The organism is Streptomyces nodosus (genome assembly GCF_008704995.1).
Lineage (GTDB): Bacteria > Actinomycetota > Actinomycetes > Streptomycetales > Streptomycetaceae > Streptomyces > Streptomyces nodosus.
Window position 1 is genome coordinate 4,689,933 of record NZ_CP023747.1, and the last position, 12,871, is coordinate 4,702,803.

The 12,871-nt window shown below is 71.5% G+C and carries 11 protein-coding genes; 8 read left to right on the forward strand and 3 right to left on the reverse strand.

The window, feature by feature from the left end:
* Positions 1-15 precede the first annotated feature (15 nt).
* On the reverse strand, positions 16-1,599 hold the full coding sequence (locus CP978_RS21240) for an acyl-CoA carboxylase subunit beta (protein ID WP_043443349.1): 1,584 nt from the start codon (positions 1,597-1,599) through the stop codon (positions 16-18).
* Positions 1,600-1,744: 145 nt separating this feature from the next.
* Here CP978_RS21240 and CP978_RS21245 point away from each other — a divergent pair, with 145 nt between their 5' ends.
* Complete coding sequence (locus CP978_RS21245; RefSeq protein ID WP_043443351.1) at positions 1,745-2,641, forward strand: biotin--[acetyl-CoA-carboxylase] ligase; 897 nt, start codon at positions 1,745-1,747, stop codon at positions 2,639-2,641.
* Positions 2,642-2,821: 180 nt separating this feature from the next.
* On the forward strand, positions 2,822-3,964 hold the full coding sequence (locus CP978_RS21250; RefSeq protein WP_043443354.1) for an adenylate/guanylate cyclase domain-containing protein: 1,143 nt from the start codon (positions 2,822-2,824) through the stop codon (positions 3,962-3,964).
* Positions 3,965-4,249: 285 nt separating this feature from the next.
* Here CP978_RS21250 and CP978_RS34960 read toward each other — a convergent pair whose 3' ends face one another.
* Positions 4,250-4,864, reverse strand: a complete 615-nt coding sequence (locus tag CP978_RS34960; protein ID WP_170307431.1) for a hypothetical protein — start codon at positions 4,862-4,864, stop codon at positions 4,250-4,252.
* Positions 4,865-5,097: 233 nt separating this feature from the next.
* Here CP978_RS34960 and CP978_RS21260 point away from each other — a divergent pair, with 233 nt between their 5' ends.
* The 3 genes from CP978_RS21260 to hutH all read left to right on the forward strand — a co-directional run bounded on the left by CP978_RS21260 (position 5,098) and on the right by hutH (position 8,782).
* Complete coding sequence (locus tag CP978_RS21260; protein WP_150478272.1) at positions 5,098-5,904, forward strand: enoyl-CoA hydratase/isomerase family protein; 807 nt, start codon at positions 5,098-5,100, stop codon at positions 5,902-5,904.
* 113 nt (positions 5,905-6,017) lie between these two features.
* On the forward strand, positions 6,018-7,154 hold the full coding sequence (locus CP978_RS21265; RefSeq protein ID WP_043443358.1) for a GGDEF domain-containing protein: 1,137 nt from the start codon (positions 6,018-6,020) through the stop codon (positions 7,152-7,154).
* Positions 7,155-7,240: 86 nt separating this feature from the next.
* Entirely contained in the window at positions 7,241-8,782 is a 1,542-nt protein-coding gene (gene hutH / locus CP978_RS21270; RefSeq protein ID WP_043443360.1) for a histidine ammonia-lyase, read from the forward strand.
* Positions 8,783-8,932: 150 nt separating this feature from the next.
* Here hutH and CP978_RS21275 read toward each other — a convergent pair whose 3' ends face one another.
* Complete coding sequence (locus CP978_RS21275; RefSeq protein WP_079162242.1) at positions 8,933-9,238, reverse strand: hypothetical protein; 306 nt, start codon at positions 9,236-9,238, stop codon at positions 8,933-8,935.
* A gap of 109 nt (positions 9,239-9,347) precedes the next feature.
* Between CP978_RS21275 and CP978_RS21280 the strand changes: the two genes are divergently transcribed.
* The 3 genes from CP978_RS21280 to CP978_RS21290 all read left to right on the forward strand — a co-directional run bounded on the left by CP978_RS21280 (position 9,348) and on the right by CP978_RS21290 (position 12,828).
* Positions 9,348-9,698 carry a hypothetical protein gene (locus CP978_RS21280; RefSeq protein WP_052454225.1) on the forward strand — a complete coding sequence of 117 codons (351 nt, stop codon included), beginning with the start codon at positions 9,348-9,350 and terminating at the stop codon, positions 9,696-9,698.
* Positions 9,699-9,934: 236 nt separating this feature from the next.
* Positions 9,935-11,179, forward strand: a complete 1,245-nt coding sequence (locus CP978_RS21285) for a L,D-transpeptidase (protein ID WP_227745423.1) — start codon at positions 9,935-9,937, stop codon at positions 11,177-11,179.
* A 182-nt stretch (positions 11,180-11,361) separates the two neighbouring features.
* Complete coding sequence (locus CP978_RS21290) at positions 11,362-12,828, forward strand: ABC transporter permease (RefSeq protein ID WP_043443367.1); 1,467 nt, start codon at positions 11,362-11,364, stop codon at positions 12,826-12,828.
* Positions 12,829-12,871 lie beyond the last annotated feature (43 nt).

The window sequence follows — 12,871 nt, forward strand, 5'->3', positions numbered from 1 at the left end:
CCCAGGGACCGGGGGTTACAGAGGGATGTTGCCGTGCTTCTTCGGAGGCAGGGATTCCCGTTTGGTGCGCAGTTGACGCAGGCCCCGCACGATGTGGCGGCGGGTGTCGGACGGCATGATCACCGCGTCGATGTAGCCGCGTTCGGCCGCGACATAGGGGTTGAGGAGGGTGTCCTCGTACTCCTGGATCAGCCGGGCGCGGGTCGCCTCCGGATCCTCCGCCTCGCCGATGGTGCGCCGGTGCAGGATGTTGACCGCGCCCTGTGCGCCCATCACGGCGATCTGGGCGGTCGGCCAGGCCAGGTTGAGGTCCGCGCCCAGGTGCTTGGAGCCCATGACGTCGTAGGCGCCGCCGAAGGCCTTGCGGGTGATCACCGTGATCAGCGGGACGGTGGCCTCGGCATAGGCGTAGATCAGCTTGGCGCCGCGGCGGATGATGCCGGTGTGCTCCTGGTCCACGCCGGGCAGGAAGCCGGGCACGTCCACAAAGGTGATCACGGGCACGTTGAAGGCGTCGCAGGTGCGCACGAAGCGCGCCGCCTTCTCGCTGGCGTCGATGTCGAGGCACCCGGCGAACTGCATCGGCTGGTTGGCGACGATGCCCACCGGGTGGCCCTCCACCCGGCCGAACCCGGTGAGGATGTTGGGCGCGAACAGCGACTGGGTCTCGCAGAACTCCTCGTCGTCCAGGATGTGCTCGATCACCGTGTGCATGTCGTACGGCTGGTTCGCACTGTCCGGGACGAGTGCGTCCAGCTCGCGGTCCTCGTCGCTGACGGCGAGGTCCGCCTCCTCCGGGAAGACCGGGGGCTCGCTGAGGTTGTTGGACGGCAGATACGACAGCAGCTGCTTGATGTACTCGATGGCGTCCTTCTCGTCCCCGGCCATGTGGTGGGCCACACCGGAGGCGGTGTTGTGGGTGCGGGCGCCGCCCAGCTCCTCGAAGCCGACGTCCTCCCCGGTGACCGTCTTGATCACATCGGGTCCGGTGATGAACATGTGCGAGGTCTGGTCGACCATCACCGTGAAGTCGGTGATCGCCGGTGAGTACACCGCACCGCCCGCACAGGGGCCGACGACCAGACTGATCTGCGGGATCACCCCGGAGGCATGGGTGTTGCGGCGGAAGATCTCCCCGTAGGCGCCCAGCGACGCCACGCCCTCCTGGATACGGGCGCCGCCGGAGTCGTTGATCCCGATGACCGGACAGCCCGTCTTCAGGGCGAAGTCCATCACCTTGACGATCTTCTGGCCGTAGACCTCGCCCAGCGCCCCGCCGAAGACCGTGAAGTCCTGCGAGAACACGGCGACGGGACGGCCGTCCACGGTCCCGTACCCGGTGACGACGCCGTCGCCGTACGGCCGGTTCTGCTCCAGCCCGAAGTTGGTGGAGCGATGCCGGGCGAACTCGTCCAGCTCCACGAACGACCCGTCGTCCAGCAGCAGCGCGATCCGCTCACGGGCCGTCAACTTGCCCTTGGCGTGCTGCTTCTCGACGGCGCGCTCCGAGCCGGCGTGCGTCGCCTCCTGGACGCGGTGCCTGAAATCCGCCAGCTTGCCCGCGGTGGTGTGAATATCGATCTCTGCCGGCTCGGACATCGGGATGCGGCTCCCTTGCCTGCTCAGGGGGACATGAGGTGAGGTGCGGGGGGATTCTTGGAGAAACGAACGGTTACTCATCCGTAGCGTAGTGCTGTGCCCCTCGATCGGCAGTGCGGCGTTTCCCACACCTAGGGTGGCTTGCATGAAGCCGCGAGACCCCTCAGACGCGAACGATCTGCCGCACGGCTCCGCCGGCGGCGGCAGCAGCCGTTGGTCCGACCTCGACCGCCCGCCTCTGAACGCCGCCGCGCTGCGCCGGGCGCTGCTGCGGGAGGGCGGGCTGTGGACCGCGGTCGACGTGGTGCAGCGCACCGGGTCCACCAACTCCGACCTGGTCGCCCGTGCCGCCTCCGGGCAGGCCGCCGAGGGCACCGTCCTGGTCGCCGAGGAACAGAGCTCCGCGCGCGGGCGGCTCGACCGGGTCTGGACGGCTCCTCCCCGCTCCGGGCTGTTCTTCTCGTTCCTGCTCCGGCCGGCGGAGGTGCCCGTCGACCGCTGGGGCTGGCTGCCGCTGCTCACCGGGGTGGCCGTGGCGACGGGCCTCGCACGGGCCGCGGGCGTCGACCTGTCACTCAAATGGCCCAACGATGTGCTGGTCACCGTGGACGGCGCGGAACGCAAGGCCGGCGGGATCCTCGCGGAGCTGGCGGGCGAGGACGGTGTGGTGATCGGCATCGGCCTCAATGTCACGCTGCGGGAGAGCGAGCTTCCGGTGCCCACGGCGGGTTCCCTCGCGCTGGCGGGCGCCCCCACCACGGACCGCGACACGCTGCTGCGGGCGATGCTGCGCTCCCTGGAGGACTGGTACGGCCGCTGGCGCGCCGTGGCCGGGGACCCGGTGGCGTGCGGTCTCCAGGAGACGTACGCGGCCGGCTGTGCGACGCTGGGTCGACTCGTGCGGGCCGAGCTGCCGGGCGACACGTCGATCACCGGGGAGGCGGTGGCGATCGACGGAGACGGCCGCATCGTCCTGGCGACGCGGGAGGGCGTGCAGAAGCCGGTCGGCGCGGGGGACATCGTGCATCTGCGGCCGGCCTGAGCGCCGGCCCGCCCGGTCCTCCGGGTGGCCGTCCCCCCCTGTCACCAGGGCGGTTGTCCCGGCCCTGTCGTCCCGGGGCCGTGCGCGAGGTCCCGCAGCTGAGGAGTGAGCTACCGCACACCTGCCGTAGAGTTGACCGCGGTCGATACCTGACCGTGGCAGATCGGAAGGGCAGCACGCGTGACCGTCGACGACACGGGCTCGGGCTCGGGCGTACCTCCCGCCCCCGACGTTGAACCCGGGCGGGACGCAGGCGCCGAGTCCGAGGAGAACCCCTTGGCGCTCCGCCTGGAGCAGCTCATCCTGGGGGCCGAGCGCCGCTATACCCCCTTCCAGGCGGCCCGCAGCGCGGGCGTGTCCATGGAGCTGGCCTCCCGTTTCTGGCGGGCGATGGGCTTCGCCGACATAGGTCAGGCCAAGGCGCTCACGGAAGCCGATGTGCTGGCCCTGCGCCGGCTCGCGGGTCTGGTCGAGGCGGGCCTGCTGAGCGAGGCGATGGCGGTGCAGGTCGCCCGCTCGACCGGGCAGACCACGGCCCGGCTGGCCGAGTGGCAGATCGACTCCTTCCTGGAGGGTCTCACCGAGCCCCCCGAGCCCGGTATGACCCGTACCGAGGTGACCTACCCCCTGATCGAGCTGCTGCTGCCGGAGCTGGAGGAGTTCCTGATCTATGTCTGGCGGCGCCAGCTCGCCGCCGCGACCGGCCGGGTCGTGCAGGCCGGGGACGACGAGGAGATGGTCGACCGCCGCCTCGCGGTCGGCTTCGCGGACCTGGTGGGCTTCACTCGCCTGACGCGCCGGCTGGAGGAGGAGGAACTCGGCGAGCTGGTCGAGGCGTTCGAGACGACCGCCGCCGATCTGGTCGCCGCGCACGGGGGGCGGCTCATCAAGACGCTGGGCGACGAGGTGCTGTACGCGGCGGACGACGCCGGTACGGCCGCGGAGATCGCCCTCCGCCTCATCGAGACGATGGCGAACGACGAGACCATGCCGGAACTGCGCGTGGGCATCGCCTTCGGCACGGTGACCACCCGGATGGGCGATGTCTTCGGTACGACGGTGAACCTGGCGAGCAGGCTGACCTCGATAGCGCCCCGGGACGCGGTGCTGGTCGACGGTGCCCTCGCGGAGGAGCTGATCCGCATGGGCGAGGCGCCCGCCTCCGAGGCACAGGCCGCCGAGGCCGTGGCCGCCGCGGAGAAGGAGGGCGAGGAGGCACCCTCGTACCGCTTCGCGCTCCAGCCGATGTGGCAACGCCCGGTGCGGGGCCTCGGCGTGATCGAACCCTGGCTGCTGAACCGCCGGGACGAGACACCGCTCTAGTGCCGCGGCAGGCAACGTTTGCCCGTGAAGGAGCGGCGTCCGGTGCGTGCTCTCGGTGTGCCGGCCGGAAGCCCTCGTACTGGACGTACTTGGGCTTGTGGCCGGTGCAGCGAGAGGGCGTGCCGGGCGTCGCGACGGGGCGAACGTTGCCTGCCGCGGCACTAGCCTCTGCCCCCACCCACCGCCCTGGGTTCGTTCCGTGAGGTGCGCGGGTCTGTCTTCTCGTGGGGCTTGCTCAACCGCCTGTACTGCCGCTGCTGGTGACGCACAGTCCGATGATCCGGCTCAACCGTCCGTACCGACACCGACATTGACGCACAGCCCGATGATCGGGAGGCACAGGCCCCCCGGGGCCGGGTCCGGGTCCAGGTCCGGGGCGGGTGCCTGTGTGGTCGTCGTCGCCGAGGGTGCCGGCGGTGCGGCGGGTGTCGTGGTGGTGGAGGGTTCATGCCTGGAGGAGGTGGTCGCCGGGGCCGAGGGAACCTCGGGGGTGCCGTCGGCAGCGGTGGTGGCGGGTGGGGCCGACGGTGACGGGCTCGTGGCCGGGCTCGTCGTCGGGTCCGCCGTGTCCAGCGCGACTCCGGGCCCGCCGGCCGCCTCCGTGAGGGCGCTCGCGGCGGGATGCCCGGAAGCCTCGGCGGGCAGGGAGCCGGCCGTGGCCGCCGTGCGGGTGGCCTGGATCCGGGGCTCGGCCTCCGTGGTCCCGCTCCCGCCGGTCGTTGACTCGGACGCCAGCCGTACCAGGCTCAGGGCCCCGGCGGCCAGGGCGAAGCCCCCGATGGCGAGGACCATCCGCCGGCGGCGCGGCTTGCGGTGCCGGCCCGTGGGGCGGTGCCAACGGGGCCCCGCCGTGTCGGGCGGCTCCGTGGTGGTTCCGGCGGTGGCCGTGTCGGTCGTCATGGCAGTCCCTCCCCGGTGTGCCCGCACGCCCCCCGAATGCGCCCCAGCGATCGGCAGATTATGTGTCGATCGGGGGTGAGTGAGGGCGAGATGGCCCGGATATCACCCGAACGGGGAGGGGCGGTCCCCAGTGGCCCGTAGCCGACGGACCTCCGCGACCGCTTTCGCCGGGCCGCCCGGGCTGCGATGATCGGGGACGTCGGGAGTTAACCCGCGTTAACCGGGAGGGTGTCATGACGGAGCAGGGCGACGAGCGGCGGTTCGGTGAGCATGTCGTCGTACGGCGGCACGAGTACGTCGCGGAGCTGGTGCTCGACCGGCCCAAGGCGATGAACGCGGTGTCCACCGCGATGGCCCGCTCCGTGGCCGAGGCCTGCGCCCAGCTGGCCGGCGACCGGGACGTCCGGGTGGCGGTGCTGACGTCCACGCACGAGCGCGCGTTCTGTGTGGGTGCCGACCTGAAGGAGCGGAACTCCTTCACGGACGCCGACCTGATGCGTCAGCGCCCGGTCGCGCGCGCCGCCTACACCGGGGTCCTGGAGCTGCCGATGCCCACGATCGCCGCGGTGCACGGCTTCGCGCTGGGCGGGGGCTTCGAGCTGGCGCTGTCCTGCGATCTGATCGTGGCGGACCGCACCGCGGTGCTCGGGCTGCCCGAGGTGTCGGTCGGAGTGATCCCGGGCGGCGGCGGCACCCAGCTGCTGCCCCGCCGGGTGGGTGCGGCACGCGCGGCCGAGCTGATCTTCACGGCGCGCCGTCTGGAGGCGGCCGAGGCACGGGAGCTGGGCCTGGTCGACGACCTCGTGGCGGAGGGGCAGGACCGCACGGAGGCGCTCGCTCTGGCGGGCCGTATCGCGGCGAACTCCCCGGTGGGTCTGCGTGCCGCCAAGCGCGCCCTGCGGCTGGGGCACGGGCTCGATCTGCGCACCGGACTCGAGGTCGAGGACGCGGCCTGGCGCTCGGTGGCGTTCTCGGGGGACCGCGCCGAGGGGGTGGCCGCCTTCAACGAGAAGCGCAGCCCCCGTTGGCCGGGAGAGTGATCACCCCCGATCACCGTCCGGCACCGCGCCGCGTCCCGGACGGTGACATGACGCACACCCCTGATCGCCGCACTGATGTCTCATATCGCCCTGTTTGTTTCTAGCCTGGTGGGATGGGTGAGGACAGTCGGCTGAGGGCCGTGGTGGCGCTGGCGCAGGGGATGGCCGCCGCGCACACCCCCCGGGACTCCTGGCGTGCCGCGGCGCTCGGCGCGTGCCGCGCGCTGGCCGGGAGCTTCGCCGCGCTCTCCGTGTGGGAGCGCGAGCTCGGACGGCTGCGGGTCCTGGTCAATGTGGGGGAGCGCGCGCCCGGCGAGGAGGAGTTCCCGGAGCGCGAGGCGTATCCGGTGCACCAGTTCCCGGAGATCACCGAGTTTCTGCACGAGCGCTGGGCGGGCGGCGGCGGGCCGAGCGCCTGGGTGGAGACCGCGCGGGGCCCCGGCGCGGGGCACGCCGGGTACTCCCACCAGCGGGTCGCCGCCCTGCGCCGCCGCGGGCGCGGCTGTTGTGTGGTGGCCCCCGTGATGCTGCACGGCCGTGCCTGGGGCGAGCTGTATGTCGCCCGCCGGACCGGTGACCCCGGCTTCGACGAGGCCGACGCCGACTTCGCCACCGTCCTCGCCTCCGTGGTCGCCGCCGGGATCGCCCAGTCCGAGCGCCTGGAGGAGGCCCATCGGCTCGCCTTCACCGACGCCCTCACCGGTCTCGCCAACCGCCGGGCCGTCGACGTACGCCTGGACGAGGCGGTCGAGCGGCACCGCGGCGACGGGGTCGCGGTCTCCCTCGTGGTCTGCGATCTCAACGGGCTCAAACGGGTCAACGACACCCGGGGGCATGCCGTGGGCGACCGGCTGCTGGAGCGCTTCGGATCGGTCCTCTCGCTGTGCGGCGCCATGCTGCCCGGCGCCCTCGTCGCCCGTCTCGGCGGCGACGAGTTCTGTCTGCTCGCGGTCGGACCGTCCGCCGACGAGGTCGTCAAGGTCGCCGACGAGATCTGCCGGCGGGCCGCGGAGCTGGAGCTCGGCGACGGGGTGGCCTGCGGGGTCGCCTCCACCGAGGACCCGATCGGTGCCGTGCGCTCCGCCCGTCGGCTGTTCCGGCTCGCCGACGCGGCCCAGTACCGGGCCAAGGCCCTGCGCGCCGCGAAGCCCGTGGTCGCGGGCCGTGAGGGGCCGGACGACCCGGTCGTGCGGCTGGCCGACGCGCCGCCGCCCGCCGGGGAGCGCCGGCGCTTCCGCGGACGCCACTGACCCCGGCCCGGATCACATGTAAGGGGTCGAGGGGCGGTCCACTGATGACATCAGAGCATTCACTGCGTACGCTCCTGAATATGGATATGCACACTGTGGTGGTGGGGACGTCCGGGGTCACCGCGTCCGACGTCCTTGCCGTGGCGCGCGCGGGCGCCCGGGTCGAGATCTCCGAGGAGGCTCTCGCGGCGCTCGCGGAGGCCCGCGAGATCGTGGAGGCGCTGGCCGCCAAGCCGGAACCGGTCTATGGGGTCAGCACCGGTTTCGGTGCGCTGGCGACCCGGCACATCAGTCAGGAGCTGCGCACCCGGTTGCAGCGCAACATCGTCCGCTCGCACGCGGCCGGCATGGGCCCGAGGGTGGAGCGCGAGGTGGTGCGCGCCCTGATGTTCCTGCGGCTGAAGACCGTCTGCTCGGGGCACACCGGCGTCCGCCCCGAGGTCGCCCGGGCGATGGCCGCTCTCCTCAACGCCGGCATCACCCCGGTCGTGCACGAGTACGGTTCGCTCGGCTGCTCGGGAGACCTTGCGCCGCTGTCCCACTGCGCCCTGGCGCTGATGGGCGAGGGCGACGCGGAGGGCCCCGACGGCGTCGTACGGCCCGCGGCCGACCTTCTCGCCGAGCACGGCCTCGCCCCCGTGGAGCTGCGCGAGAAGGAGGGGCTGGCCCTCCTCAACGGCACCGACGGCATGCTCGGCATGCTGATCATGGCGCTGGCGGACCTGGAGCGGCTGTACACCTCGGCCGATGTCACCGCGGCGCTGTCGCTGGAGGCGCTGCTGGGCACGGACCGGGTGCTGGCGCCGGAGCTGCACGCCATCCGCCCGCACCCGGGGCAGGGCGCCTCGGCTGCCAATATGCTCGCCGTGCTGAACGGCTCGGGCCTGACGGGCCACCATCAGGACGACGCCCCGCGCGTCCAGGACGCCTACTCGGTGCGCTGCGCCCCGCAGGTCGCGGGTGCCGGCCGGGACACGCTGGCGCACGCCCGGCTGGTCGCCGAGCGCGAACTGGCCTCCGCGGTCGACAATCCGGTGGTCCTGCCCGGAGAGGGCCGGGTCGAGTCGAACGGCAACTTCCACGGTGCGCCGGTGGCCTATGTACTGGACTTCCTGGCGATCGCGGCGGCGGACCTGGCCTCGATCGCCGAGCGCCGCACCGACCGGCTGCTGGACAAGAACCGCTCGCACGGGCTGCCGCCGTTCCTCGCGGACGACGCCGGTGTCGACTCGGGGCTGATGATCGCCCAGTACACCCAGGCGGCGCTGGTCAGCGAGATGAAGCGGCTGGCCGTGCCGGCCTCCGCGGACTCGATCCCGTCCTCCGCGATGCAGGAGGACCATGTCTCGATGGGCTGGTCGGCGGCGCGCAAGCTGCGCACCGCGGTGGACAACCTGACCCGGGTCCTGGCGATCGAGCTGTACACCGCGGCCCGTGCGGTCGAGCTCCGCGAGGGCCTCGCCCCGGCCCCCGCGACCCGGGCCGCGATCGACGCCCTGCGAGCGGCGGGCGCCCAGGGGCCGGGTCCGGACCGCTTCCTGGCGCCTGACCTGGCCGCCGCGGACGCCTTCGTGCGGAACGGCGGGCTGGTCGTGGCGGTGGAGACCGTCACCGGGACGCTGCGGTAAGGGTGCGGGAGACACGTCGTGGGGCCCTGCCGTCCGGCAGGGCCCCACGACGTAGGTCGGCCGATCCGACCGGACCGGGGTGCACCGCTCGTGCGCCCTCGGTGACGGCGGGCAGACGGTGAAATCTGCGTCAAGGAATCGTCAAGCGGATCAAAAATCCATCCGCTCCCTGCGCACCGAGTACGTCACAAAGCCCGCGCCCAGGCACAGCAGAAGCGTGCCCCCCACCACATAGGGGGTGGTGTCCACACTTCCCGTGTCGGCCAGCTGGACGTCCGGCTGGCCGGTGTCCCCTTCGACGGATGTCTGTGTGGACGCCAGGGCGCTCTCCCCGGACGTCTCCGGTGTCGCATTGGCGGACGGAACGAACCACAGGGCCCCCAGCAGGGTCCCCGCGGCGGTGGCGGTCAGCAACGTCCGGCGAGTACTGGACGTCGTTCGACGTGCGGCGGACACGAAATACCGATCCCCCTGTGGCGCTTGCGAATTGGACGTGCGGGGCGATGCTAGTGAAAGGCGCGGGTCGCGGGAAAGCCGCGCCCCCTCGGGGCCGTACGCTCCCGCCATGAGCACTCCTGAAACATCACAGTTTGTCCGGCTTCGTATGGAGCTGGTCGTCGAGGTCACCGACGCCGAGGCCCTCGCCAAGACCGCACTGCACCGGATCGCCGAAGATCCGGATCTTCCCGAGGGCGAGCGAGCCTACACCGAGAGCGCGGTGGCGGAGGACACCGCCGAGGCCCTCGCCTATCTGGTCGACCCGGCCGATCTGCTCGGCAAGGTGCCGGGGATCGAGCTCGCCCAGGCGACCTGGAGCAGCGAGGAGACCGAGTACGACCCGGACTCCTCGGACTGGGTCCTCGGCGAGGACGACGCGGACGACGAGGAGGACGAGGAAGAGGCCCGACTGCGCTGAGGAAGCGTGGCGAAACCGTGACCCCGGGCGGCGGCAACCGCGCCCGGGGTTCCGTCGTCTCAGGTGGTGGCCTCGGGCGATCCGCCTGACGCGGACCGCTCACGCATTCGTCGTCCTCGACGTGGCGTGGCCCACACATCGTTCGTATGTGGAACGGGACCGGCCGGTCGTAGCGTTGATGGTTCTTGCGAGGACTCACGGGTTTTGGGGATTCGGCGACGATGGAGAAGCGTGTGATGACGAACAGTAAGCGGCGCAAGGGTCTGGTGACCGCGTCCGCACTGCTCGGCGGAATGCTGGTGCTCACCGCGTGCAGCGGAGGCAGCGAGGCCTCCGGCGGCGGTGGCGACACTTCGCAGGCCAAGGCCGACGAGGCCGCCGCCAAGAAGGCGTCCGAGGCGCAGATCAAGATCACGCCGACGGACGGTTCCGACAACGCGTCCATCAACAACGCCGCCAAGGTGACGGTCGCCAAGGGCACCCTCACCCAGGTCACCATGACCACCGCGTCGGGCACCGCCGTCGAGGGGCAGATATCGGCGGACAAGAAGAGCTGGGCGCCCAGCGGGCAGCTGGAGCGGGCGACCACGTACAAGGTCGCCGTCACCGCCGAGGACTCCGCCGGCCGTGACGCCCATGAGAACGCCTCCTTCACGACCGTCGCCCCGGACCACTCCTTCATAGGGAACTTCACCCCGGACAACGGGGCCACCGTCGGCGTGGGCATGCCGGTCTCGATCAACTTCGACAAGGCGATCAGCAACAAGGCCGCCGTGCAGAAGGGGATCACCGTCAGCTCCAGCAGCGGGCAGGAGGTCGTCGGGCACTGGTTCGGCGCCAACCGGCTCGACTTCCGGCCCGAGAAGTACTGGCAGGGCGGCTCCACCGTCACCCTGAAGCTGGACCTCGACGGCGTCGAGGGCGCGCAGGGCGTGTACGGCGTGCAGCAGAAGACGGTCACCTTCAAGATCGGCCGCAACCAGGTCTCGTACGTCGACGCCAAGACCAAGCAGATGAAGATCACCCAGGACGGCACGGTCGTCAAGACCATCCCGATCTCGGCCGGCGCCCCGGACAACACCACCTACGAGGGTCAGATGGTGATCTCCGAGAAGTTCACCCAGACCCGGATGAACGGCGCGACGGTCGGCTTCACCGACGACGACGGCAAGGGCGAGTACGACATCAAGGACGTGCCGCACGCCATGCGCCTGACCCGGTCCGGCACCTTCATCCACGGCAACTACTGGGGCTCGCCCTCCGTCTTCGGCAGCGTCAACACCAGCCACGGCTGTGTGGGCCTCCAGGACAAGAAGGGCGCCAACGACCCGAACACGCCGGGCGCCTGGTTCTACGACCACACGCTCATCGGCGATGTCGTGGTGGTGTCCAACACCGGCGACAAGACGGTCGCCCCGGACAACGGCCTCAACGGCTGGAACATGGACTGGGCCCAGTGGAAGGCGGGTTCGGCCGTCTGAGCCCGACTCCCCCCGGTCCACGCCCACTTCACCTCGGCGCCCGTCGTCCCCCTCTCGGGGGCGGCGGGCGCCTCGGCGTCGTGCACCCGCGTTTCCGCGGCGGAATCCGGCCGGTTCGGCTTTTCATCGTTCTTTTATGGATGGCTTATCGGTTCATCAGGGTGCCTCCCTAACTTGCGACCATGTTCTTCACCTACCTGAGGCGCGAACTGCGCCGCCGGCGAAAGGCGGCCCTGGTCGTCGCCTCCGGGCTCGCGCTGGGCATCGCTCTGGTCATCGTGGTCAACTCCGTGTCCTCCGGCATGGGGAAGGCCCAGGACAAGGTCCTGGAGTCGCTGTACGGACTCGGCACCGACATGACCGTCACCAAGGCGGCCGCCGCGCCGACGAGCGGCTCGGGGCAGCCGCGCTTCCGGTTCGACGCCGGCGGTGACGACTCCAAGGACCAGAGCAGCGACCGTGTGATGGTCCAGGGCTTCGAGACCCTGTCCGACAGCACGGTCACCAAGGTCGGCTCGCAGAGCGGCGTCTCGGACGCGGTGGGCGGACTCAGCCTCCGGGTCATCAAGATCAGTGGCCAGTTCACCCAGGGCCAGTTCAAGCAGTTCCAGAACGGCGGCCGGCAGCGCGGTCCCGGCGGCACCGGCGGTGAGCCCCAGGGCCGCGTCGAGGGCGGCGGCGCCGACTTCGGCGTCGACAGCTACTCCCTCTACGGCACCAATGTCACCAAGCCCGCCCTGGGCCCGCTGACCTCTTCGAAGATCACCAGCGGCCGCTCCTTCAAGTCCTCGGAGACCGACGCCAAGGTCGCCGTCGTGGACTCGGCGTACGCCAAGGAGAAGAAGCTCAAGGTCGGCAGCACCGTCACCGTCAAGGGCGTCAAGTTCTCGGTCATCGGCATCGCCACGGCCGACAGCGGCGACGCGGCGGCCAATGTCTACATCCCGCTCCAGCGGGCCCAGACGCTCGCCGACGCGAAGAACAAGGTCACCACGATCTACGTCAAGGCGACCGACTCCCAGCAGATCGACGCCGTCAAGAAGACCATCCAGAAGAACGTCTCGGGCACCACGGTCACCACCTCCTCGGACCTCGCCTCCACCGTCTCCGGTTCGCTCTCCACCGCCTCCAGCCTCGCCACCAGCGTGGGCAAGTGGCTGTCCATCACCGTGCTGGTGGCCGCGTTCCTGGTGGCCGGTCTGCTGACCTCCTCCGCCGTCTCCCGCCGGGTGCGCGAGTTCGGCACGCTCAAGGCGCTGGGCTGGAAGTCGGGCCGGGTGACCCGGCAGGTGGTCGGTGAGGCCGTCGTCAACAGCCTGGTCGGCGGAATCCTCGGTATCGCGCTCGGCCTGGCGGGCGCCTATGTCGTCACCGCGATCAGCCCCACGCTCGAGGCCCAGCTCGGCGGGGGCGGCGGAGGCGGCGGGGGCGGCGGTGTCCTCACCGGTGGTCCGGCCGGCACGGCCCTCGGCGGTCCCGGCCGAGGGGCCGCGAAGACCCTGGAGGTGGCCCTCACCGCGCCGGTCAGCGCCACCACCATCGCCCTGGCGGTCGCCCTCGCGGTCGCCGGCGGCCTGATCGCCGGCGCCTTCGGCGGCTGGCGCGCCTCCCGGCTGCGCCCGGCGGACGCCCTGCGCCGCGTCGAGTAGCACCCGCCCCGCACCTCGCGCGGGTCCCGGGGCCCGCCGTCAC